The organism is Sphaerotilus natans, assembly GCF_900156335.1.
GTDB lineage: Bacteria > Pseudomonadota > Gammaproteobacteria > Burkholderiales > Burkholderiaceae_C > Sphaerotilus > Sphaerotilus natans.
Genome location: NZ_FTMZ01000003.1, coordinates 290,965 through 311,795, shown reverse-complemented (window position 1 = coordinate 311,795; position 20,831 = coordinate 290,965). Strand labels below are relative to the sequence as shown.

At 70.4% G+C, this 20,831-nt stretch carries 15 protein-coding genes and 1 tRNA gene; 9 read left to right on the top strand and 7 right to left on the bottom strand.

Going from position 1 to position 20,831, the window contains the following annotated elements; translation table 11 throughout:
• Window positions 1-45: 45 nt before the first annotated feature.
• From ligA to smc, 3 genes are all read right to left on the bottom strand, one after another.
• Entirely contained in the window at window positions 46-2,142 is a 2,097-nt protein-coding gene (ligA, locus tag BW996_RS04630; RefSeq protein ID WP_037484493.1) for an NAD-dependent DNA ligase LigA, read from the bottom strand.
• A 47-nt stretch (window positions 2,143-2,189) separates the two neighbouring features.
• Window positions 2,190-3,410 (bottom strand): cell division protein ZipA C-terminal FtsZ-binding domain-containing protein, encoded by a 1,221-nt coding sequence (locus BW996_RS04625; RefSeq protein WP_037484492.1) that lies wholly within the window; start codon window positions 3,408-3,410, stop codon window positions 2,190-2,192.
• A gap of 75 nt (window positions 3,411-3,485) precedes the next feature.
• Complete coding sequence (gene smc, locus BW996_RS04620; protein WP_076458667.1) at window positions 3,486-7,016, bottom strand: chromosome segregation protein SMC; 3,531 nt, start codon at window positions 7,014-7,016, stop codon at window positions 3,486-3,488.
• A gap of 134 nt (window positions 7,017-7,150) precedes the next feature.
• Here smc and dapC point away from each other — a divergent pair, with 134 nt between their 5' ends.
• From dapC to BW996_RS04590, 6 genes are all read left to right on the top strand, one after another.
• Window positions 7,151-8,371, top strand: coding sequence for a succinyldiaminopimelate transaminase (gene dapC, locus BW996_RS04615; protein WP_037483753.1), 1,221 nt, complete (start codon window positions 7,151-7,153; stop codon window positions 8,369-8,371).
• Window positions 8,372-8,438: 67 nt separating this feature from the next.
• Complete coding sequence (gene dapD, locus BW996_RS04610) at window positions 8,439-9,278, top strand: 2,3,4,5-tetrahydropyridine-2,6-dicarboxylate N-succinyltransferase (protein WP_037483751.1); 840 nt, start codon at window positions 8,439-8,441, stop codon at window positions 9,276-9,278.
• 64 nt (window positions 9,279-9,342) lie between these two features.
• Complete coding sequence (locus BW996_RS04605) at window positions 9,343-10,605, top strand: PilT/PilU family type 4a pilus ATPase (protein ID WP_081838213.1); 1,263 nt, start codon at window positions 9,343-9,345, stop codon at window positions 10,603-10,605.
• 35 nt (window positions 10,606-10,640) lie between these two features.
• Complete coding sequence (gene dapE, locus BW996_RS04600) at window positions 10,641-11,792, top strand: succinyl-diaminopimelate desuccinylase (protein ID WP_037483749.1); 1,152 nt, start codon at window positions 10,641-10,643, stop codon at window positions 11,790-11,792.
• Entirely contained in the window at window positions 11,789-12,706 is a 918-nt protein-coding gene (gene prmB / locus BW996_RS04595) for a 50S ribosomal protein L3 N(5)-glutamine methyltransferase (RefSeq protein ID WP_037483748.1), read from the top strand. The genes dapE and prmB overlap by 4 nt, the downstream gene beginning before the upstream one ends.
• Window positions 12,707-12,888: 182 nt before the next feature.
• Window positions 12,889-14,418, top strand: a complete 1,530-nt coding sequence (locus BW996_RS04590; RefSeq protein WP_162177994.1) for a methyl-accepting chemotaxis protein — start codon at window positions 12,889-12,891, stop codon at window positions 14,416-14,418.
• A gap of 15 nt (window positions 14,419-14,433) precedes the next feature.
• Here BW996_RS04590 and BW996_RS04585 read toward each other — a convergent pair whose 3' ends face one another.
• The 3 genes from BW996_RS04585 to dacB all read right to left on the bottom strand — a co-directional run bounded on the left by BW996_RS04585 (window position 14,434) and on the right by dacB (window position 16,704).
• Window positions 14,434-14,943 (bottom strand): copper chaperone PCu(A)C, encoded by a 510-nt coding sequence (locus BW996_RS04585; RefSeq protein ID WP_037483747.1) that lies wholly within the window; start codon window positions 14,941-14,943, stop codon window positions 14,434-14,436.
• A gap of 83 nt (window positions 14,944-15,026) precedes the next feature.
• Window positions 15,027-15,100 (bottom strand) — tRNA-Gly (locus BW996_RS04580).
• Between the two features lie 26 nt (window positions 15,101-15,126).
• Window positions 15,127-16,704, bottom strand: coding sequence for a D-alanyl-D-alanine carboxypeptidase/D-alanyl-D-alanine endopeptidase (dacB, locus tag BW996_RS04575; protein ID WP_037483745.1), 1,578 nt, complete (start codon window positions 16,702-16,704; stop codon window positions 15,127-15,129).
• Between the two features lie 143 nt (window positions 16,705-16,847).
• Here dacB and trmB point away from each other — a divergent pair, with 143 nt between their 5' ends.
• Window positions 16,848-17,585: a tRNA (guanosine(46)-N7)-methyltransferase TrmB gene (gene trmB / locus BW996_RS04570; protein WP_081838212.1), complete on the top strand. Its 738-nt coding sequence runs from the start codon at window positions 16,848-16,850 to the stop codon at window positions 17,583-17,585.
• Here trmB and BW996_RS04565 read toward each other — a convergent pair.
• Window positions 17,569-18,405, bottom strand: a complete 837-nt coding sequence (locus BW996_RS04565) for an undecaprenyl-diphosphate phosphatase (protein ID WP_037483741.1) — start codon at window positions 18,403-18,405, stop codon at window positions 17,569-17,571. The two genes, trmB and BW996_RS04565, sit on opposite strands and share 17 nt — an antisense overlap.
• Window positions 18,406-18,551: 146 nt before the next feature.
• Between BW996_RS04565 and BW996_RS04560 the strand changes: the two genes are divergently transcribed.
• Both BW996_RS04560 and BW996_RS04555 read left to right on the top strand, forming a co-directional pair.
• Window positions 18,552-19,919: a pseudouridine synthase gene (locus tag BW996_RS04560; RefSeq protein ID WP_076458664.1), complete on the top strand. Its 1,368-nt coding sequence runs from the start codon at window positions 18,552-18,554 to the stop codon at window positions 19,917-19,919.
• Window positions 19,920-20,174: 255 nt separating this feature from the next.
• Window positions 20,175-20,792, top strand: a complete 618-nt coding sequence (locus tag BW996_RS04555) for a TetR/AcrR family transcriptional regulator (RefSeq protein WP_037483739.1) — start codon at window positions 20,175-20,177, stop codon at window positions 20,790-20,792.
• The last annotated feature ends 39 nt before the right edge of the window (window positions 20,793-20,831 follow it).

Here is a 20,831-nt window from a genome sequence, read left to right as displayed (position 1 = left end):
CCTTCATTTCAGGGGGTGATGTCGAGGCTTTTCCAATATTGCGACTTATTGGGCGTCCGATCCCCCCTGAGCCACGCGCAAAGAAGCCACAAGCTGGAGCAAACCTTCCTCATCCAGGATCGGCAGGCTCAGGGATTGAGCCTTGTCAAGCTTCGATCCAGCCTCCGCACCCGCCACGACATAGCTCGTCTTCTTCGAGACCGAGCTGCTGACCTTGCCGCCAGCGGCCTCGATCAGGTCCTTGGCCTGGTCGCGGCCCATCGTCGGCAGGGTGCCGGTCAGCACGAAGGTCAGGCCCGCCAGCGGCAGGCTCTGCACCGGCGGCGCGCCCTCGTGCTCGTCCCAGGTGACACCCGCGGCGCGCAGCTGCTCGACCACCTCGCAGTTATGCGGCTGGTCGAAGAAGGTGCGCAGGCTCGCCGCCACGATCGGGCCGACGTCGGGCACCTCGAGCAGTTGCTCGGGCGGAGCGTCCATCAGCCGGTCGATGCTGCCGAAATGCCGCGCCAGCGCCTTGGCGGTCGACTCGCCCACATGGCGGATGCCCAGCCCGAACAGGAAGCGCGCCAGCGTGGTGCGGCGGCTCTTCTCCAGCGCATCGACCAGGTTCTGCGCGCTCTTGTCGCCCATGCGCTCCAGCGCGGCGAGCTTGAGAACGCCCAGCTTGTAGAGCTCGGGCAGCGTGCGGATCAGGCCGCTGTCGACCAGCTGGTCGACCACCTTGTCGCCCAGGCCCTCGATGTCCATCGCGCGCCGGCCGGCGAAGTGCAGCAGCGCCTGCTTGCGCTGCGCCGGGCAGAACAGGCCGCCGGTGCAGCGCCAGTCGGCCTCGCCTTCCTCGCGCACGATGTCGCTGGCGCAGACCGGGCAGCGGCCCTGCAGGCGCAGGTAGAGGTCGAAGGGCGCGCCGGCGTCCGGCGGGCGGCGCTCCGGCACCACGCCGACCACCTCGGGAATCACGTCGCCGGCGCGGCGCACGATCACCGTGTCGCCGACGCGCACGTCCTTGCGGCGCGTCTCGTCCTCGTTGTGCAGCGTGGCGTTGCTGACGGTGGTGCCGCCGACGAAGACCGGCTCGAGCTTGGCCACCGGCGTGAGCTTGCCGGTGCGCCCGACCTGGATGTCGATCGCCAGCACCCGCGTCAGCTGCTCCTGCGCCGGGTACTTGTGCGCCACCGCCCAGCGCGGCTCGCGGGTCTTGAAACCGAGCTGCTGCTGCAGCGCCCGGTCATCGACCTTGTAGACCACGCCGTCGATGTCGAAGGGCAGCGCATCGCGCTTCGCGCCGATCGCGGCATGGAAGGCGACCAGCCCGTCGGCCCCCTCGGCCACGACCCGGTCGGCGCAGACCGGCAGGCCCATCGCCGCGAAGGCATCCAGCAGCCCGGCATGGGTCGCAGGGAGGTCCCAGCCCTGCACGTCGCCCAGACCGTAGGCGAAGAAGCTCAGCGGGCGCTGCGCCGTCACCGCCGGATCGAGCTGGCGCACCGCACCGGCGGCGGTGTTGCGCGGGTTGACGAAGGTCTTCTCGCCCTTCTGGCGCTGGGCCTCGTTGAGCCGCTCGAAGTCGTCGCGGCGCATGTAGACCTCGCCGCGAACCTCGATCACCGGTGCGTCGACCCCCGTCAGTCGAAGGGGGATCTGGCCGATCGTGCGGATGTTCTGGGTGACGTCCTCGCCGGTCTCGCCGTCACCGCGCGTGGCGGCCTGCACCAGCACGCCAGCTTCATAGCGCAGGTTGATCGCCAGGCCGTCGAACTTCAGCTCGGCCGCGTAACGCACCGGCGGGTCGGACTCGGCGAGCTTCAGTGCCGAGCGCACCCTCTCGTCGAAGGCGATGGCGCCCTGCGATGTGGTGTCCGTCTCGGTCTCGATCGACAGCATCGGCACGGCATGCCGCACCGGCGACAGGCCGTCGAGCACCGCACCGATCACACGCTGCGTCGGCGAGTCGGGCGGGCGCAGGCCGGGGTCGGCGGCCTCCAGCGCCTGCAGCTCGGCGAACAGGCGGTCGTACTCGGCGTCCGGGATCTCCGGCGCGTCGAGCACGTAGTAGCGGTGGGCGTGGTGGTGGAGCTGGCGGCGCAGCGCGGCCGCGCGCAGGGCGGCCGGATCATCGGAGAAGAGATCGGTCTGGGACATGCGCGCCAGTGTAGGCGCGGCACGCCCTCGGCCGAATCTTCAGCGGTTCAGCTGAACAGGCGGCGCGTGACCGGCGCACCGGCCGGCAGGCCGAACTCCTCGAGCTTGTCGTACAGGCCGTCGAGGTCCTCGCGGATCATCGCGAAGGACTCGGCATGGAGGCGCTGGCCGGAATCGTCGGTCACCTCGGCATCGAGCGAGATCGCCAGCGCCTGGCCGGCCGCGCACCAGGCGTTGAAGGGCTGGTCCTGGCGCGGCGTCTGCGGCACGTCGAAGATCAGCGACATCTGGTCGACCCAGACCTGGCCGGGATCGTCGGCCAGCGCGGCCTGGGCATCCAGGCACAGCTCCAGCACCGGCGGCGCGCCTTCGGTGCGGCCGGGCAGCACCAGTCGGCCCGGTGTCGGTCCGTCGACGAAGCCATGGCGGGCGGCATGCTGCTGCACCCAGCTCAGCGGCCAGCTGCCGCGCCGGGCCTGCAGGCGCATCGCCAGCTGGGCGTCATGGTTGACCGCGATATGGTCGAGCACCCTGGCCCGCGCCACCACCTCGAGCATGTCGGGGAAAAGCGCCTCGCCGCCGAGCGCGTCGGCGCAGGCCTGGATCTTCTGCACGAACTCGGAATACTCGATCTCGTTGATCGCGCCGCCCCGGTTGACCTGCTGCACGCCGGCCTGCAGCGCGCTGTAGCGGGCCGGGGCGGCCAGGGGCTCCCATTGGCCGGTCTCGGCGTGGCGACCCTCGATCAGGAAGGGCTTGCTTCCGGCGCGGCGGGTCGGCGGCACCTGCGCGAGCACCTGCTCGGCCGACAGCGGCGCGTCCAGCCCGATCGGCACGATCGCGTCGATCAGCGCGTCGATGCGCGCCGAGCTGCTGTGCCGGCGCGGCGGATGCGCCAGCGCGGCCGGCACCTCGCTCAGGCGCTGCTCGATCGGCGCCACCGGCGGGACGGCCGGGGCGGGCACGATCGCCTCCATCGCCGGTTCCCGGACAGCCGCCGGCTCGCGCGGCAGCGCATCGAAGACCGCCGGCCGGGTGGAGGCCGGCTCCGGCCCGAAGCTCGGCTCGAGCGCCATCGGCACGGTGCCCGGGCCGGAATCGGACGCATCGGGCGGCGGCAGCGGCGGGGTGTCGGAGGTGGTGCCGGCCGGAGCAGCGGTCGGCCGGGCACGGCCAGCAGCCCGACGCGTCTGCCAGGCGCCATGCCCGATCACCCCGGCGAGCACCAGGCCACCGATGATGGCCAACCAGATTTGCAGCGAATTCATCGGACCCTGTTTTCCTTGTCTTCAGTCGTGTCGTTGCTCGCGCAGCGCCGCAGCCCTGCCAGGCACAGGCTCATCTCATGAGTCCGCCATCGAGACGGCGGCTTCCATGTCGACGGCGACGATGCGCGAGACCCCCTGCTCCTGCATTGTCACCCCGATGAGCTGTTCTGCCATTTCCATCGCTATTTTGTTATGCGAGATGAACAGGAACTGCGTCTGATCAGACATCTTGCGCACGAGGCGGGCATATCGCTCGGTATTGGCGTCGTCCAGTGGCGCATCCACCTCGTCGAGCAGGCAGAACGGCGCCGGATTGAGCTGGAAGATCGCGAAGACCAGCGCGATGGCAGTCAGCGCCTTCTCGCCGCCCGACAGCAGGTGGATGGTCGAATTCTTCTTGCCCGGCGGCTGCGCCATGACCTGCACGCCGGCGTCGAGGATCTCCTCGCCGGTCATCACCAGCCGGGCGGTGCCGCCGCCGAACAGCGACGGGAACATCTGCCCGAAGCCCGCATCGACACGGTCGAAGGTGCTGCGCAGCAGGTCGCGCGTCTCGGCGTCGATCTTGCGGATCGCCTCCTCCAGCGTCTGCATCGCCTCCTGCAGGTCGGCGTTCTGCGCGTCCAGGAAGCCCTTGCGCTCGCGCGCCGAGCCCAGCTCCTCGAGCGCGGCCAGGTTGACCGCGCCCAGCGCGTTCATCTCGCGCTGCAGCCGGTCGATCTCGGCCTGCAGGCCGTGCAGGCGCACGCCGTCGCGGTCGATGCCCTCGGCCAGAACGATCAGATCGACGCCGGCGGCCTGCAGCTGCTCCATGAACTGCGCCCCGCCCAGCGAGGCGGCCTGCTCCTCGAGCTGCAGCCGGGTGATGTCGTCGCGCAGCGGCTGCAGCTCGCGCTCGAGCGCGCCGCGGCGCTCGTCGTGCTGGCGCAGTTGCAGCGTGAGTTCCTCATGGCGCGAGCGCACGCCCGACAAGGCCTGCTCGCGCTCGATGCGCACTTCCAGCGCCTCCTGCAGGCCCTCGGTGGCGGAGGCCTCGTCGAAGTCATCGAGCTCGAGCCGCAGCTGGCTCTCGGTCTGGGTGGCGGCCTGGATCTGCTGCGCGGCCGTCTCGATGGCGCGCTGCAGCTCGCTGCGGCGCGCCTCCAGCGCGCGGGCGCCGAACTGCGCCTCCTGCGCGCCGCGCTCGAGCCGGCGCAGTTGCTCGCGCGCATCGCCCAGGCGCCGCTCGGCCTCCAGCACGCGGTCCTCGGCGGCGACCTGCGCCTCCTGCGCATCGCCGAGCTGCAGATCAAGCTCCTCCAGCCGGGCCTGGTCGGTCTGGCGGCGCTCCTCGATGTCCTCGGCCTGCCGGTCGATCTCGGCGATCTCGGCGTCGAGCTGCTCGCGCCGGCGGGTGGCCTGCTCGGCCTGCTGCGCCAGGCGCAGCACCTCGACCTGGAGCTGGTGCGCGCGCGACTGCGTCTCGCCCGCCTCGCGCCGGGCGCCGGCGAGCTGGCGCGCGGCCTCGGCGGCCGCGGCCTCGGCGCGCACCTGCGCGTCGCGCGCGCCGTCGGCCAGCAGCACCTGCGCGCGGGTCTGGCGGTCGAGCTGCTCGATCTCCTGCGCGCGCGCCAGCAGGCCCGACTGCTCGGAGTCCGGCGCGTGGAAGGCCACCGCATGGCGGCTGACCGCGTGGCCGGCCGGCGTCAGGATCAGCTCGCCCGGGCGCAGCCGCTCGCGCAGCAGCAGCGCGGCCGCCAGATCCGGCGCGGTGCGGCAGCCCGCCAGCCAGTCTTCCAGCAGCCCGGAGAGCGCGACATCGCCCAGGCGCAGCCGCGAGGCCAGCGTCGGCAGCGGCAGGCGCTGCGCATCCTCGGTCAAGGCCTCCGTGCGGCCGGCCTCGGCCAGGCTGCAGAACACCAGCCGCGCCGGCGGCGGATCGGCCTCGAAGGCGCGCACCGTCTCGACCCGGCCGATCTCCAGCGCCTGCAGGCGCTCGCGCAATGCCGCCTCCAGCGCGCTTTCCCAGCCCGGCTCGACCTGCAGCCGCGTCCACAGCGCCGCCAGCCCGTCCAGGCCGTGACGCGCCAGCCACGGCGGCAGCCGCCCGCCGCGCTGCACCTTCTCCTGCAGCGCGCGCAGGGCGTCGAGCCTGGCGGCCAGCTCGGCGCGGCGGGCCGCCTCGGCGCTGGCGAGCTGCTGCGCGGCGCGGCGCTGCTCCTCCAGCTCGGGCAGCTGCTCGGTCAGCGCCGCCAGACGCTCCTCGGCCTGGGCCTGCAGGTCGCGCGCCTCCTCGAGCTGCGCCTGCAGCAGCGCCAGCCGCTCGGCGTCCGGCGCGGCGAGCTGGCGACGCTCGGCGCCGAGGCGCTCGCGGCGCAGCTCGAACTCGCGGCGGCGCTCGTCGAGGTGGCGCGACTGCGCCGCCAGCAGCTGGATCTGCTGCTGCACGCCGGTGGCGCGCGCGCGCTGGGCGCCGGCCTGCTGCACGGCCTGGCGCAGCCGCTCCTCGGCCGCCGGCAGCGCCTCGGCCTGCTCCTCGAGCTGCGCGGCCAGCACGGCCGCCTGCTCCTCAGCCTCGATCTGGCGACCGGCCAGGTCCTCGAGCTGCGCCTGCGCCTCGGCCTGACGCTCGACCCACTGCGCGGCCTGGGCCTGGGCCTCCATCAGCCGCTGCTGGCTGCGCCGGCGCGCGTCGGCGACATGGCGGATGCGCTCCTCCAGCCGGCTGACCTGCATCGCCGCCTCGGCCAGACGGCCCTGGGCGATGTGCAGCGCGTCGTTGGATTCGTAGTGCGACTGGCGCAGCGCCTCCAGCGCCGCCTCGGTGTGGCGCAGCTCGGCCAGCCGCGCCTCCAGCGCGTTGGTGGCCGCCAGCACCGCCTCGCGCACCCGCTGCTGCTCGCCGGTGGCGTCGCGGTGCTTCAGGAACCAGAGCTGGTGCAGCTTGAGCGTGCCGGCCTGCTGCAGGTCGCGGAAGCGCTGCGCCACCTGCGCCTGCGCCTCGAGCTTGCCGAGATTGGCATCGAGCTCGCGCAGGATGTCCTCGACCCGGGTCAGGTTCTCGCGGGTATCCTTCAGGCGGCTCTCGGTCTCGCGGCGGCGCTCCTTGTACTTGGAGACGCCCGCAGCCTCCTCCAGGAACAGGCGCAGCTCCTCGGGGCGGCTCTCGATGATGCGGCTGATCGTGCCCTGGCCGATGATGGCGTAGGCGCGCGGGCCCAGGCCGGTGCCCAGGAACACGTCCTGCACGTCGCGCCGGCGCACTGGCTGGCTGTTGATGTAGTACTGGCTGGTGCCGTCGCGGGTCAGCACCCGGCGCACCGCGATCTCGGCGTACTGGTTCCACTGGCCGCCGGCGCGCGCCGAGGCGTTGTCGAAGATCAGCTCGACGCTGGCGCGCGCGGCGGGCTTGCGCTGGCCCGAGCCGTTGAAGATCACGTCCTGCATCGACTCGCCGCGCAGCTCGCTGGCCTTGCTCTCGCCCAGCACCCAGCGCACCGCGTCCATGATGTTGGACTTGCCGCAGCCGTTCGGGCCGACCACGCCCACCAGCTGGCCCGGCAGCTGGAAATGGGTCGGATCGGCAAAGGACTTGAAGCCCGCGAGCTTGATCGAGTTCAGGCGCATCGGCCGCAAGTCTTTGATTTGAAAGTGATTTTCCCGCAACCATCCATCACGGGGCGGGCGCGATGATAGCACCGGGCCCTGACCGGGTCGGGCGCGAGCCGGACACAGGCCGGATACCGGATAATCCGGCACCCATGAACCCCCTGCTCACGCGTCTTCAGCCCTACCCCTTCGAGCGCCTGCGCGCGCTGACCAAGGATGTCCGACCGAACCCGGATCTCGCGCCGATCAGCCTGGGCATCGGCGAGCCCAAGCATCCGACGCCGGAGTTCCTGAAGCTCGCGCTGACGCACTCGCTCGACGGTCTGGCGGCCTACCCGGCCACCGCCGGCCTGCCGGCGCTGCGCCGCGCCTGCGCCGGCTGGATCGCGCGCCGCTACGGCGTCACGCTCGACGCCGACACCGAGATCCTGCCGGTCAACGGCTCGCGCGAGGCGCTGTTCTCGCTGGCGCAGACCGTCATCGACCCCAGCCGCGACCGCGAGCGCGGCGGCCCGGTCGTCGTCTGCCCGAACCCGTTCTATCAGATCTACGAAGGCGCGGCCTACCTGTCGGGCGCCACGCCGGTCTTCGCCAACAGCGATCCGGCGCGCAACTTCGCCGCCGACTGGTCGCAGATCGATGACGAGACCTGGTCGCGCACGCAGCTGCTCTATGTCTGCTCGCCCGGCAACCCGACCGGCGCGGTGGTGCCGATGGAGGAATGGGAGCAGCTCTTCGCGCTCTCCGACCGCCACGGCTTCGTCATCGCCTCCGACGAGTGCTACTCCGAGATCTACTTCCGCGACGAGCCGCCGCTGGGCGCGCTGCAGGCCGCCCAGCGCCTGGGCCGCGGCCTCGAGCGCCTGGTGGTGCTGACCAGCCTGTCCAAGCGCTCTAACGTGCCGGGCCTGCGCTCGGGCTTCGTCGCTGGCGACCCGGCGCTGCTGAAGGCTTTCCTGCTCTACCGCACCTACCACGGCAGCGCCATGAGCACCACGGTGCAGCAGGCCAGCATTCCCGCCTGGGACGACGAGACGCATGTGGTCGAGAACCGCGAGATGTACCGGCGCAAGTTCGCGCAGGTCACGCCGGTGCTGGCCGAGGTGATGGACGTGGCGCTGCCCGACGCCAGCTTCTACCTGTGGGCCCGGGTGCCCGAGGCGGTCTGCGGCGGCAGCGACACCGCGTTCACCCGCGAGCTGCTGGCTCAATACAATGTCGCGGTGCTGCCGGGCAGCTACCTCGCGCGCGAGGCCCACGGCATCAACCCCGGCGCCGGCCGGGTGCGCATGGCGCTGGTGGCCGGCGTCGACGAGTGCCTGGAGGCCGCGCACCGCATCGCCGCCTTCATCCGCGCCAACACCGCATCCTGATCCTGCGTTCCGACCCGGGCGCTGCGGCGCCCCTCCCCTTCCTTCGACTCCCTTCCGAGAGATCCCCATGTCCGACCTGAGCCAACTGCAATCCGTCATCGAAGCCGCCTGGGAAGACCGCGCGAACCTGTCCGTCGCCGCCGCCCCGGCCGAGATCCGCGAAGCCGTGGCCCACGCCATCGCCGAGCTCGACGCCGGCCGCCTGCGCGTGGCCAGCCGTGAAGGCGTCGGCCAGTGGACCGTGCACCAGTGGCTGAAGAAGGCGGTGCTGCTGAGCTTCCGCCTGAACGACAACGTGCCGATGGGCGAAGGCGCGCTGACCTTCTTCGACAAGGTGCCGACCAAGTTCGGCGGCCTGTCCGAGGAGCAGCTGCGCGCCACCGGCGTGCGCGTGGTGCCGCCGGCCGTCGCCCGCCGCGGCAGCTTCGTCGCGCCCGGCGCGATCCTGATGCCGTCCTACGTCAACATCGGCGCCTATGTCGACGCCGGCACCATGGTCGACACCTGGGCCACCGTCGGCTCGTGCGCGCAGATCGGCAAGAACGTGCACCTGTCGGGCGGCGTCGGCATCGGCGGCGTGCTGGAGCCGCTGCAGGCCAACCCGACCATCATCGAGGACAACTGCTTCATCGGCGCGCGCTCCGAAGTCGTCGAAGGCGTGATCGTCGAGGAGCACTCGGTGCTGGGCATGGGCGTGTACCTCGGCCAGTCGACCCCGATCTTCGACCGCGCCACCGGCGAGATCTCCTACGGCCGCGTGCCCTCGGGCTCGGTGGTGGTCAGCGGCAACCTGCCCAAGAAGGCCGCCAACGGCGCCGACTACAGCATGTACGCCGCGATCATCGTCAAGCGCGTCGACGCGCAGACCCGCTCCAAGACCAGCATCAACGACCTGCTGCGCGACTGATCGCCCGAGCGATCGACCGAGCGATCGACCGCGCCGCACCGGAACACGAAGGGGGAAGAAGACGATGAACGGCACGCGCAACATGGAGCGCATCCTGCGGCTGATGGCCGAGAAACGCGCCTCCGACGTGTTCCTGTCGGCCAACATGCCGGTGCTGATCAAGATCCACGGCCAGATCCTGCAGCTCACGCAGGAGCCGCTGGGTCCGAACCAGCCACGCCAGCTGCTGGCCGAGCTGCTCGGCGCCACGCAGCTCGAGGAGCTCGACGAGACCGGCGAGCTCAATGTCGGCGTGCCGATCGTCGGGCTGGGCACCTTCCGGCTGTCGGCCTTCAAGCAGCGCGGCACCATCGCGGGCGTGTTCCGCTTCATGCCGACCGAGATCCCGGCGCTGGAGACGCTCTTCCTGCCCGACATCCTGGCGACGCTCGCGCTGGCCAAGCGCGGCCTGGTGCTGATGGTGGGCGCCACCGGCACCGGCAAGAGCACCACGATGGCCTCGATGATCCAGCACCGCAACCGCCAGGTCGCCGGCCACATCCTGACCATCGAGGATCCGATCGAGTTCCTGTTCACCAACCACAAGTCGGTGGTGAACCAGCGCGAGGTCGGCCGCGACGTGCAGTCGCTGCAGATCGGCCTGAAGAACGCGATGCGCCAGGCGCCCGACTGCATCTTCATCGGCGAGATCCGCGACCGGGAGACGATGAGCGCGGCACTCTCCTACGCGCTCTCCGGCCACCTGGTGCTGTCGACGATGCACGCCAACAACAGCCACCATGCGCTGGGCCGCATCCTGTCCTTCTACTCGCCCGAGGCGCGGCCGGCGCTGCAGTCCGATCTGGCCGCCGGCCTGCGCGCGATCGTCTCGCAGCGGCTGCTGCGCTCGACCCAGGGCGGGCGCACGCCGGCCGTCGAGGTGCTGCTCAACACCCAGCTGGTCTCCGAGATGATCGACCAAGGCAACCTCTCAGGCGTCAAGGACGCGATGGAGCGGCTGATGGCCGAGGGCTCGCAGACCTTCGAGCAGGACATCGCCCGGCTGATCACCGAGGGCCTGGTCACCCGGGACGAGGGCGTGGCCCATGCCGACTCGCCGACCAACCTGCTGTGGCGGCTGCAGAACGACATGGCGCCCGGACGCCGGCCCGCCGACGAGGAGCCCGAGGCCGAAGCCGGCCCCTCCTTCACCGAGATCGAGCTCGACGTGGTGCCCGAGCCCCGCCGCGGCACGGCGACCGGTGCGATGCCGATGAGCGGCATCACCCCGCCGGGCCGTGCGGCCGTCGGTCTGACCCCGCGCCCTTTCCCTGCCAAGCAGCGCTGAGCGCTGATCGGCCTTCTCCCGCTTCTCCGCCGTCCATGCACCTGCCCACCCTCACGCTGCTGGAGCAGCTCATCGCCCGCCGCTCGGTCACGCCCGACGACGCCGGCTGCCAGGCGCTGATCGCCGCCGAGCTGCGCCCGCTCGGCTTCGACTGCCACGACCTGCCCTTCGGCCCGGACGACTTCCGCGTCAGCAACCTCTGGGCCAAGCGCCGGGGCACCGGCGGCGAGGGCCCCACGCTGGTCTTCGCAGGCCACACCGACGTGGTGCCCACCGGCCCGGTGGCGCTGTGGAGCTCCGACCCCTTCGTGCCGACGCACCGCGACGGCCGGTTGTGGGGCCGGGGCAGCGCCGACATGAAGACCTCGCTGGCGGCGATGGTCGAGGCGGTGCGCGAGTTCGTCGCCGCCCACCCCGACCACCGCGGCGCCATCGCCTTCCTGCTCACCAGCGACGAGGAAGGCCCGGCGCGCGACGGCACCGTCAAGGTCTGCGACTGGCTGGAGGCCCGCGGCGAGCGGCTCGACGCCTGCATCGTCGGCGAGCCGACCTCGGTCGAGCGCCTGGGCGACATGGTCAAGAACGGCCGGCGCGGCTCGATGTCGGGCCGGCTGACGGTGCGCGGCGTGCAGGGCCACATCGCCTATCCGCATCTGGCGAAGAACCCGATCCACCTGGCAATGCCGGCGCTGGCCGAGCTGGCCGGCCTCGAATGGGACCGCGGCAACGACCACTTCCCGCCGACGAGCTGGCAGATCTCCAACCTGAACGCCGGCACCGGCGCCACCAACGTCATTCCGGGCGAGCTGGTGGCGGACTTCAACTTCCGCTTCTCGACCGAATCGACGCCTGAGGGCCTGCAGGCGCGGGTGCACGAGGTGCTCGACCGCCACGGCCTGGACTATCACCTCGACTGGAGCCTGAGCGGGCGGCCCTTCCTGACCCGGCCGGGCCCGCTGGTCGACGCGCTGGCCGGCGCGATCCACGACATCACCGGCCTGCAGACCGAGCTTTCCACCAGCGGCGGCACCTCCGACGGCCGCTTCATCGCGCGCATCTGCCCGCAGGTGGTCGAGTTCGGCCCGGTCAACGCCACCATCCACAAGATCGACGAGAACTGCGAACTCTCCGCGCTCGGCCCGCTCAAGGACATCTACCGGCGCACGCTGGAGCGCCTGCTCGCATGACTTCGACTGTTTCCCCTTCCTCCACCACGCTGCAACTCGTCGAGGCGATGGCCGCGCGGCTCGACGCCGCCGGCGTGAGCTTCGGCCACGGCACGACCAACGCCTTCGACGAGGCGGCCTGGCTGGTGCTGTGGCAGCTCGGCCATGCGCTGGACGCGCTCGACGAGGTGGCCGAGGCGCCCGTCGCCCCGGAGGCCGCCGCGCAGGTCGAGGCGCTGGTGCAGCGCCGCATCGACACCCGCCGCCCGGCCGCCTACCTGACCGGCGAGGCCTGGCTGCAGGGCGTGCCCTTCCATGTCGACGAGCGCGTCATCGTGCCGCGCTCCTTCATCGCCGAGCTGCTGGCCGATGCCGAACTGGGCGCCGAGCTCGACGCCTGGCTCTCGCCCGACACCCGCCGCGTGCTGGACCTGTGCACCGGCAACGGCAGCCTGGCGGTGCTGTCGGCGATGGCCTTCCCCGACATCGAGGTCGATGCGGCCGACCTGTCCACCGACGCGCTGGCGGTGGCGCGGATCAACGTCGATCGCCACGACCTGGGCGGGCGCATCCGCCTGGTCGAGAGCGATGGCCTGAGCGCGCCCGCGCTGGCCGGCCCCTACGACCTGATCCTGTGCAACCCGCCCTATGTCAACGCGCAGTCGATGGCGGCGCTGCCGCCCGAGTACCTGGCCGAGCCGCAGATCGCGCTGGCCGGCGGCAGCGACGGCATGGACTTCGTGCGCCAGCTGCTGAAGGACGCGCCCTCGCGCATGTCGCCCGAGGCGGTGCTGGTGCTGGAGATCGGCAACGAGCGCGAGCACTTCGAGGCCGCCTTCCCGCAGCTGGAAGCGATCTGGCTGGAGACCAGCGCCGGCCACGACCAGGTGCTGCTGCTGACGCGCGCTGCGCTGAGCCGTCTGGCTGAAGCCTGAGTCAGAGCCCGATGATTTCCGTTCTTATCTGCCGATTCCGGCTGCAGTTGTCCGACGACACTGCACGGCGTCCGGCAGCGCACAGGGCGTGACAAAGGTGGAAACGGATCCATCCTGACAGGATTTGTCGCCGATGCCGGGCAGACCCTTGCCACGGATCTCCGATGACCTTCCTGAACAGCATGTCCGTCCGGACCCGCCAGATCGCGATGGCTGCGATCGGCATCACCGCCGTGTCTGCCTGCGCGCTGACCGGCCTGTGGAGTGAATCCCGGCTCTCGCAGGCCAGCCAGCGCGCCTTTGTCGCCAAGGACGTGGTCGCCGACATCCTGCCCCCGCCGATGTACCTGATCGAGATGCGCCTGCTGCTGTCGCAGGCGCTCGAAGGCCGGCTCGACACCGCGCAGGCCAAGAGCGAGCTGGCGCGGCTGGACAAGGAATATCAGGCCCGGGTCAGCCACTGGCAGGCCAATCCGCCTTTCGGGCTCGAGCAGGATCTGCTCGGCACCCAGCATCAGGCAGCGGTCGAGCTCATCGGCGCCGCGCAGCTCATGCTGGCCCGCCTGGACGCCGGTGATCCGGATGCGGCCCGGCAGCAGCTCGGCGTGGTGCATGCGCTCTATCTGAAGCACCGGGCCGCGGTGGATGTGACCGTGGTTCGCGGCAACGCGCTGAGCAGCCAGTCGATGGCCGAGTTCGACGCCACCGTGGAGCGGGGTCGCAGTCTGCAGCTCCTGCTGCTCGGCCTGTCGGTGCTGGGCCTGGGACTGCTCAGCTGGCAGCTGGCCCGCTCGGTGACCCGGCCGCTCGACCAGGCGGTCGATCTGGCCGAGGCGGTGGCCGGCGGTGACCTGAGCCGCCAGGTCGCGGTCGAGGGCCGCGACGAGACCGCGCGGCTGCTGCAGTCGCTCGAGCGCATGCGCACCCAGCTCGGCGACATGGTGGCCGAACTGCGCCAGGGCAGCCTGCGCATGGCCAGCGCCTGCGCGCAGATCCATGCCGGCAACCTCGACCTGAAGAGCCGCACCGCCGGCCATCTGGACGAGCTCGGCCATGTGCGCGGCAATCTGGCCGAAGTGACGCGCATGATCAGCCACAGCGCCCAGGCGGCCGAGCAGGCGGCCGGTCTGGTCGAGAGCGTCGAGACGGCCGCACGACGCGGCCAGGAAGCGATGGGGCGCATGAGCGAGACGATGAGCGGCATCGCCGCCTCGTCGGCACGGGTCAGCGAGATCGTCGGCGTGATCGAGTCGATCGCCTTCCAGACCAATCTGCTGGCGCTGAACGCGGCGGTGGAGGCCGCGCGGGCCGGGGATCAGGGCCGCGGATTTGCGGTGGTCGCCACCGAGGTGCGCATGCTGGCGCAGCGCTCCTCGCTGGCCGCACGCGAGATCCGCACGCTGGCGGCCGACAGCACCCGCCAAGTCGGCAGCGGCACCGATCTGGCCGCCGGCACCGCGCGCGCCATCGTCGACATGGCCACCCAGGTCGAGACGATGAACCGCCTGGTCAAGGACATCTGGGAAACCACCTTCGCGCAGACCTCGGGCATCGCCCAGCTCGGCGAGGCGGTGGAGATGCTGGCCAAGGCCGGCGATGCCAATGTCACGCTGGCCGAGCAGTCCAGCCAGGCCACCGCCAGCCTCGAGGATGAAGCTCGCCGGTTGACCGGATCGGTCAGCCGCTTCCGGCTCGACCGCGCCTTCCAGTGAGCCGGATCGCCCGGTTCAGTGATGCGCCGCGCCGCCCGCAGGCGTGCGGGCCGCACGCACCGGGTGCACGTCGACCATCACCTCGGTGCTGCCGCCGCGCTCGAACACCAGCGTGACCGGGAAACGGTCGCCGTCGCGCAGCGGCTGCTTCAGCGCCATCAGCATCAGGTGATGACGCCCGCCATGGCGCAGCGGCACCGCCGCGCCGGGCGCGAGCTCCAGCGCCGGCAGCGCGCGCATGCGCATCACGTCGCCCTCCATCGTGCTCTCGTGGATCTCGATGCGCTCGGCCACCGGGCTGCGGGCGCTCAGCAGGCGGTCGGGCTGGCGGCCTTCGTTCGTCAGCATGCGGAAATAGACCGCGCCGCTGCGCGCGCCCGCGGGCGTCGGTGCCGCGTATGGATGGTCGACGACAACCGATCCGGCCTTGAAGTCATGGGCCCCGACCGGCTGGGCCAGCGGGACCAGCGTCAGGAACAGCGCACCCAGCAGGACACGGCGCGGAGGGGACAGGACAGTCTTCATGCTTCGCAAAATGACACAGCCCCTGAAGCCATGAAGGCTGCAGGGGCTGCAAAGGCGGCGCTGGCGGTCATGCCGGCAAGGACTGGAGCGGGTGAAGGGAATCGAACCCTCGTATGAAGCTTGGGAAGCTGCCGTTCTACCATTGAACTACACCCGCCCGGGTGCACATCGGCTGGGTGGCGATTATGCCAGATGCGCGATCCAGTCGACACAGGCATCCAGCGCAGGCACCGCGCCCGCGATCAGGTTCTGGTCCGGATGATGGGCAAGCAGCGTGACCGCGATCATGCGCCCACCCCGGGTCTGCACGCAGCCGGCCAGGCCACGGGTGTCGAGCAGGGTGCCGGTCTTCAGCCAGGCGCGGCCCTGGGCGGCGCTGCCGCGCAGTCGGCCCTCCAGCGTGCCGTCCACGCCGGCCACCGGCAGCGTGCGCTGCAGCAGCTTCCAGTGCGGCCCGCGCGCTGCGCGCTGCAGCAGGTGCACGAAGGCCTGTGGCGTGGCGCGCTCCAGCCGCGACAGGCCGGAGCCGGTGTCCAGTCCAACGACCGCCTCGTCGCGCAGCCCCCCGCGCCGGCGCAGCCATTCACGCATGCGCAGCCGCGCTGCCTCGGCGGTAGCCGAACGATCGGGGAAGTCCGGCGCCAAGCTCAGCATCAGATGACGCGCGATCAGGTTGTCGCTGCGCTTGTTCATCTCGCGCAGCTGCACCGACAGCGGTGCCGACAGATGCTCGGCAAACGGCGCTGCGCCGCCACCCGCCTCGGTCACGCGCCAGGGCGTCGGGGTGCCGCCGTCATGTTCGACCACCCGTCCACGCAGCACGCCGCCCGCCTGCAGCCACAGACCCTCGATGGCACGAGCACCCAGATCGCGCACGCCCACCGGCGCGAAGCGGATCTGCTGCGCGCCACAGCGTGGCGACCACTGGCCGCTGACCTGCAGCTGGGGCTGCAGCTGCGAGCCGTCGTCGCGCAGCACCGCGCTGGCCGCGCAGCCACCGCCCCGCCCCAGGCTGTTGACCAGCCGCACGTCGTGCAGCGGCGGGGTGACCTCGATGTCGGTCCGTCCACCGGCGTCGCTGCGCAGCGCCACCCGCACCACGCCGGCGTCGAGCGCCAGCGCATCCGGGCGAACATGGTGCGGTCGCTCCGGCGTCGGCTCCGGCGTCGTCGCCAAGTCCTCGGGCCGCAGCCGGAAGGCCTCGCGATTGATGACGATGTCGCCCCAGACCTCGCGCAGACCCTGGGCCTGGATCTCTCGGAACCACTGCAGCAGATCGGCGCTGGTCAGCGTCGCATCGCCGCCGCCGCGGATCACCAGATCGCCCAGCAGCCGGCCCTGGGTCAGCGGGCCGCTCAGGTAGGCGCGGGTGCGCCAGCAGTAGGCCGGACCGAGCAGGTCAAGCGCCGCCATCGAGGTCAGCAGCTTCGAGGTCGAGGCCAGCACGAAGGGCCGCGCAGCCTGCCAGGACAGCAGTGCCTCGCCACCATCGAGCGGCTGTGCATGCAAGCCGAAGCTCTCCAGCGGCAGACCGCTGGCCTCGAGCGCCTGCCGCAGCGCAGCGGGCAGCTGGTCGACCGGTGCCGGCAGGCTGGCGGCGGCGCTGTCCCGGCCCGGGCGGCGCCGGGCCGCGTGCGCCGGGACAGCGCCGCCGGCCAGCGCCAGGGCGGCCAGACGGACCAGGCAGCGACGGCGGTCGAGAAGTCCGGCGGCAGCGTCATCGTGCCCGGGCCGGTCCGGGCTTGGTGCAGAATCGCGCATCCTCTGAGCCTAGCCGGCCCGAATGACCCCCGACAGGTCAATATCGCCGGTTTCTTCCTGTCCAGTGTTGAAAGCCCCTGTTTCCGGGGTTTCATCTTGAAATATTCACGCGCTGCACTGTCGCATGCGGCGCTTCGCATTCCATGAACGACTCCCAGCCCCCCCTCGACCCCATCGGCACGGATGCCGACGAGACCTCCACCGAAGGCGCACCGCGCCGTGCGATCCGCAGCTTCGTGGTGCGTGCCGGCCGCATGGGCACCGGCCAGATCCGCGCGCTCGAGGAGCTCGGCCCGCGCTTCTGCCTGCCCTACCGCGCCGAGCCGCTCGACGCGGCGGCCGTCTGGGGCCGCAGCGCGCCGCTGGTGCTGGAGATCGGCTTCGGCATGGGCGGGGCGACCGCAGAGATCGCCGCGAACCGCCCGGACACCGACTTTCTCGGCGTCGAGGTGCACACGCCCGGCGTGGGCGCGCTGCTCAAGCTGATCGACGAGCGCGCGCTGGGCAACCTGCGCATCGTCCAGCACGACGCGGTCGAGGTGCTCGAGCACATGATCGCGCCGGGCCAGCTCGCCGGCGTGCACATCTTCTTTCCCGACCCGTGGCACAAGAAGAAGCACAACAAGCGCCGGCTGATCCAGCCGGAGTTCGTCGCCCGCCTGGTCACCCGGCTGGCGCCGGGCGGCTACCTGCACTGCGCCACCGACTGGCAGCCCTATGCCGAGCAGATGCTGGAGGTGCTGTCGGCCGAGCCGCAGCTGGCCAACACCGCCGAGGGCTATGCGCCCAAGCCGGACTACCGGCCGCTGACCAAGTTCGAGAACCGCGGCCTGAAGCTCGGCCACGGCGTCTGGGATCTGGTCTTCACTCGGTCCAGTTGACCACGCCCGTGTAGGAGGTCACCAGGATCAGCAGACCGAAGCCGATCCGGTACCAGGCAAAGGGCACGAAGTCGTGCGTCGCGACATACTTCAGCAGCCAGCGCACGCACAGCCAGGCCGACAGGAAGGAGAACACCAGACCGACGATGAACATCGGCGCGTCGGCCATCGACAGGTGCTCGCGCTCCTTCAGCAGGCTGTAGGCACCGGCGCCGATCAGCGTCGGAATGCCGAGGAAGAAGCTGAAGTCGGTCGCGGTCTGGCGCGACAGGCCCATCAGCATGCCGCCGATGATGGTCGAGCCCGAGCGGCTGGTGCCGGGAATCATCGCGACGCACTGCACCAGCCCGACCTTCAGCGCATCCAGCGCCGTCATGTCGTCGACCGAGTGCACCCGCACTGCGCTGGCTGGGCGACGCTCGGCCCACAGGATGATCAGACCGCCGACGATGAAGGCGGAAGCGACGATGATGGGCGTGAACAGATGGGCCTTGACCATCTTGCCGATCAGCAGGCCCAGCACCACCGCCGGCAGAAAGCCGATCAGCACGTTCAGCGCGAAGCGGCGCGCGTCACGGCTGCTGCCCAGGTGGGTCACGGTCCTCGACAGCCGCTGCCAGTAGACCAGGATGACCGCGAAGATCGCGCCGGTCTGGATGGCGATGTCGAAGACCTTGACGGTGGCCTCGCTCATGTGCGCGTTCATGCCGAGCAGCTGCCCGGCCAGGATCAGATGGCCGGTGCTCGAGATCGGCAGGAACTCGGTCAGGCCCTCGACGATGCCCATCACCGCCGCCTTCAACAACATCACGATATCCACGCAATCAACCCTTTCCTGAGGCTCGGACAAGAAAACGCCCCGATTGACGGGGCATCTCTCTGTTGTTCAATACTGCGATTGAAGATAGCACAGGCCTGTGGCAGCTCCCTTCTGCCCGGCTTCAGGTCTGGCTGTCAAAACACGACATGGTCACGCTCACACTGAAAAAGAAACCCGGCGCCAGCGCCGACACGCCCTCCTCCCGCAACCGGCCGCTGCGCAGCAGCGGCATGCGCCAGCGCCCGACGCTGGCCGAGGCCCAGGAGCAGCGCGCCCGCCAGGCCGAGGAGTTCGCCCAACGCCCCGCCCCGTCCGAGACACCGCGCTGGCAGGACGAGCGCCGTCAAGGAAGCCGACCCGGTCCGCGCGACGCTCGCGATCCTCGCGATTCGCGTGACCCGCGCCAGGCCCGTGCCAGCCGCGATCCACGTCAGGATCCGCGCCAGGATCCACGTCACGACGCCCGCCGAGAACCCCGCCGCGATGATCCACGCCATGGCGATCGCCGCGATCCGCGCGCTGCACGCCCGGGCCGCCCGGGCATCGAGGCCCCGGCCTCGCCGCTGCGCAGCGTCGGCAATGCCGAGCGTGCGCGCCAGATCCTTGAGCGCGCCAGCCGCAATCCGGACACCGGCCACCCGCAGCAGCGCCCGGACCGCCCGCCCGTCCAGCGCGATCCCGCCGCACGGCCGCTGCGCAGCGTGGCCAATCCGCAGCTGGCCCGGCAGATGGTGGAAGCTGCTGCGGCCGCCGCCCCTGCCCGACCCGAGCAGGATGGCGAGCGCCTGTCCAAGCGCATGACCGCGCTCGGCCTGGCCTCGCGCCGCGAAGCCGATGAATGGATCGAGGCCGGCTGGGTCAGCGTCAACGGCAAACCGGCGGTGCTGGGCCAGCGGGTGCTGCCAGACGACCGCATCGAGGTGGATGAACGAGCCCACAAGGAACAGGCTCGCCGCGTCACCATCCTGCTGAACAAGCCAATCGGCCATGTCAGCGGCCAGGCCGAGGATGGGTATGAGCCGGCGGTTGCACTGATTCGTCCGGAAAACCAGTGGGCGGAGGATCGTTCCGGTCTGCGCTGGCATCCGGGCCATCTGCGAAACCTCGCTCCGGCCGGCCGGCTCGACATCGATTCTGTCGGTCTGCTGGTATTGACTCAGGACGGCCGGGTCGCCCGCCAGTTGATCGGCGATGAATCCGAGGTGGAAAAGGAATATCTGGTCCGGGTCGAATACACCCGTGAAGGCCGACTGCCCGACGAGGACCTGGCGCTGCTCAACCACGGCCTGAGCCTGGACGGCAAGCAGCTTCGTCCCTGCAAGGTCAGCTGGCAGAACGAAGATCAACTGCGTTTCGTGCTGCGTGAAGGCAGGAAACGTCAGATCCGGCGCATGTGCGAAGCCGTCGGCCTGAAGGTCGTCGGACTGAAGCGGGTGCGCATCGGCAGCGTTCCGCTGGGCCATCTGCCGGTCGGACAGTGGCGTTATCTGCGTCAGGATGAATATTTCGCCTGAATGGAACGGATTCGATCCAAAGCAGCAAGAAACAAAATCAAATAAACGGGTAAGAGCCGTACCACTTTGCTGCTTTGCTGTCACCCTTGCGCTCCGAGACTTGAGACTTCGTGACGCCAAGTTCGTCACGAAGCCTTTCATTGCTATCGGCTGCACAGATTCGGTAGTCTTTGGTAATGATAGGTACCCTTTTTTATCATTTTTTCTGCTTTCAAGCAGGAAAGCTCAAGTACGATTGGGCAGAGGGGAAGCCCCATGATCGAGCAAACAGCCATAATTTCTTCTTCACTGGACCACCGTACTCGTCTCCTCGAGGGCATGGCGCGCTGCGTCGCCACCAAGGGGTATGCAGACACCACCATCGCCGACATCGCCACCGCGGCCCGGGTGTCGAAGCGAACGTTCTACGAGCATTTCCGGACCAAGCAGGAGTGCCTGATCGCGCTCTACGAGAATGCCAGCCAGCGCAGCATCAGCTCGCTCTCGAAAGCCATCGAGCCGTCCCAGGACTGGACGACGCGGGTGGATCAGGCGGTCAAGGCCTACTTCGGCCATCTCGCCGCCAATCCACTGCTGATGCGCACGCTCTTCATCGACGTGCTGGCCGTCGGCTCGGAAGGCCTGCAGGCGCGCCGCAAGGTGCATCGCCAGCTCGCGGACCTGATCGCCGACCTGCCGCAGCAGGCCGAAGGTGATGCGGCCGCCTGGCAGGCCAACGCGATCGTCGGCGCCCTGACCGAGATCGTACTGCAGGCCATCGAACAAGACCGCGTCGAGCAGCTCCCCGAATGCGCCGATGGTGCGGCGCAGGTGGTGCGTGCGGCAATCCAGGCTCACCGCAGCAGCACGGCCGAAGGCCAGTCCTTGCCTTAGTCCCACCGAGGACAGGCGCGCCGGCTTGCATGCCGGACA

Bases quoted from the DNA above. Each gene is read 5' to 3' on its own strand.
- BW996_RS04625 (WP_037484492.1), bottom strand. From the start codon at position 3,410: ATGAATTCGCTGCAAATCTGGTTGGCCATCATCGGTGGCCTGGTGCTC.
- BW996_RS04555 (WP_037483739.1), top strand. From the start codon at position 20,175: ATGATCGAGCAAACAGCCATAATTTCTTCTTCACTGGACCACCGTACT.
- prmB (WP_037483748.1), top strand. From the start codon at position 11,789: ATGACTTCGACTGTTTCCCCTTCCTCCACCACGCTGCAACTCGTCGAG.
- BW996_RS04590 (WP_162177994.1), top strand. From the start codon at position 12,889: ATGTCCGTCCGGACCCGCCAGATCGCGATGGCTGCGATCGGCATCACC.
- dapE (WP_037483749.1), top strand. From the start codon at position 10,641: ATGCACCTGCCCACCCTCACGCTGCTGGAGCAGCTCATCGCCCGCCGC.
- BW996_RS04605 (WP_081838213.1), top strand. From the start codon at position 9,343: ATGAACGGCACGCGCAACATGGAGCGCATCCTGCGGCTGATGGCCGAG.
- trmB (WP_081838212.1), top strand. From the start codon at position 16,848: ATGAACGACTCCCAGCCCCCCCTCGACCCCATCGGCACGGATGCCGAC.
- BW996_RS04560 (WP_076458664.1), top strand. From the start codon at position 18,552: ATGGTCACGCTCACACTGAAAAAGAAACCCGGCGCCAGCGCCGACACG.
- smc (WP_076458667.1), bottom strand. From the start codon at position 7,016: ATGCGCCTGAACTCGATCAAGCTCGCGGGCTTCAAGTCCTTTGCCGAT.
- ligA (WP_037484493.1), bottom strand. From the start codon at position 2,142: ATGTCCCAGACCGATCTCTTCTCCGATGATCCGGCCGCCCTGCGCGCG.
- BW996_RS04585 (WP_037483747.1), bottom strand. From the start codon at position 14,943: ATGAAGACTGTCCTGTCCCCTCCGCGCCGTGTCCTGCTGGGTGCGCTG.
- dapC (WP_037483753.1), top strand. From the start codon at position 7,151: ATGAACCCCCTGCTCACGCGTCTTCAGCCCTACCCCTTCGAGCGCCTG.
- dacB (WP_037483745.1), bottom strand. From the start codon at position 16,704: ATGCGCGATTCTGCACCAAGCCCGGACCGGCCCGGGCACGATGACGCT.
- dapD (WP_037483751.1), top strand. From the start codon at position 8,439: ATGTCCGACCTGAGCCAACTGCAATCCGTCATCGAAGCCGCCTGGGAA.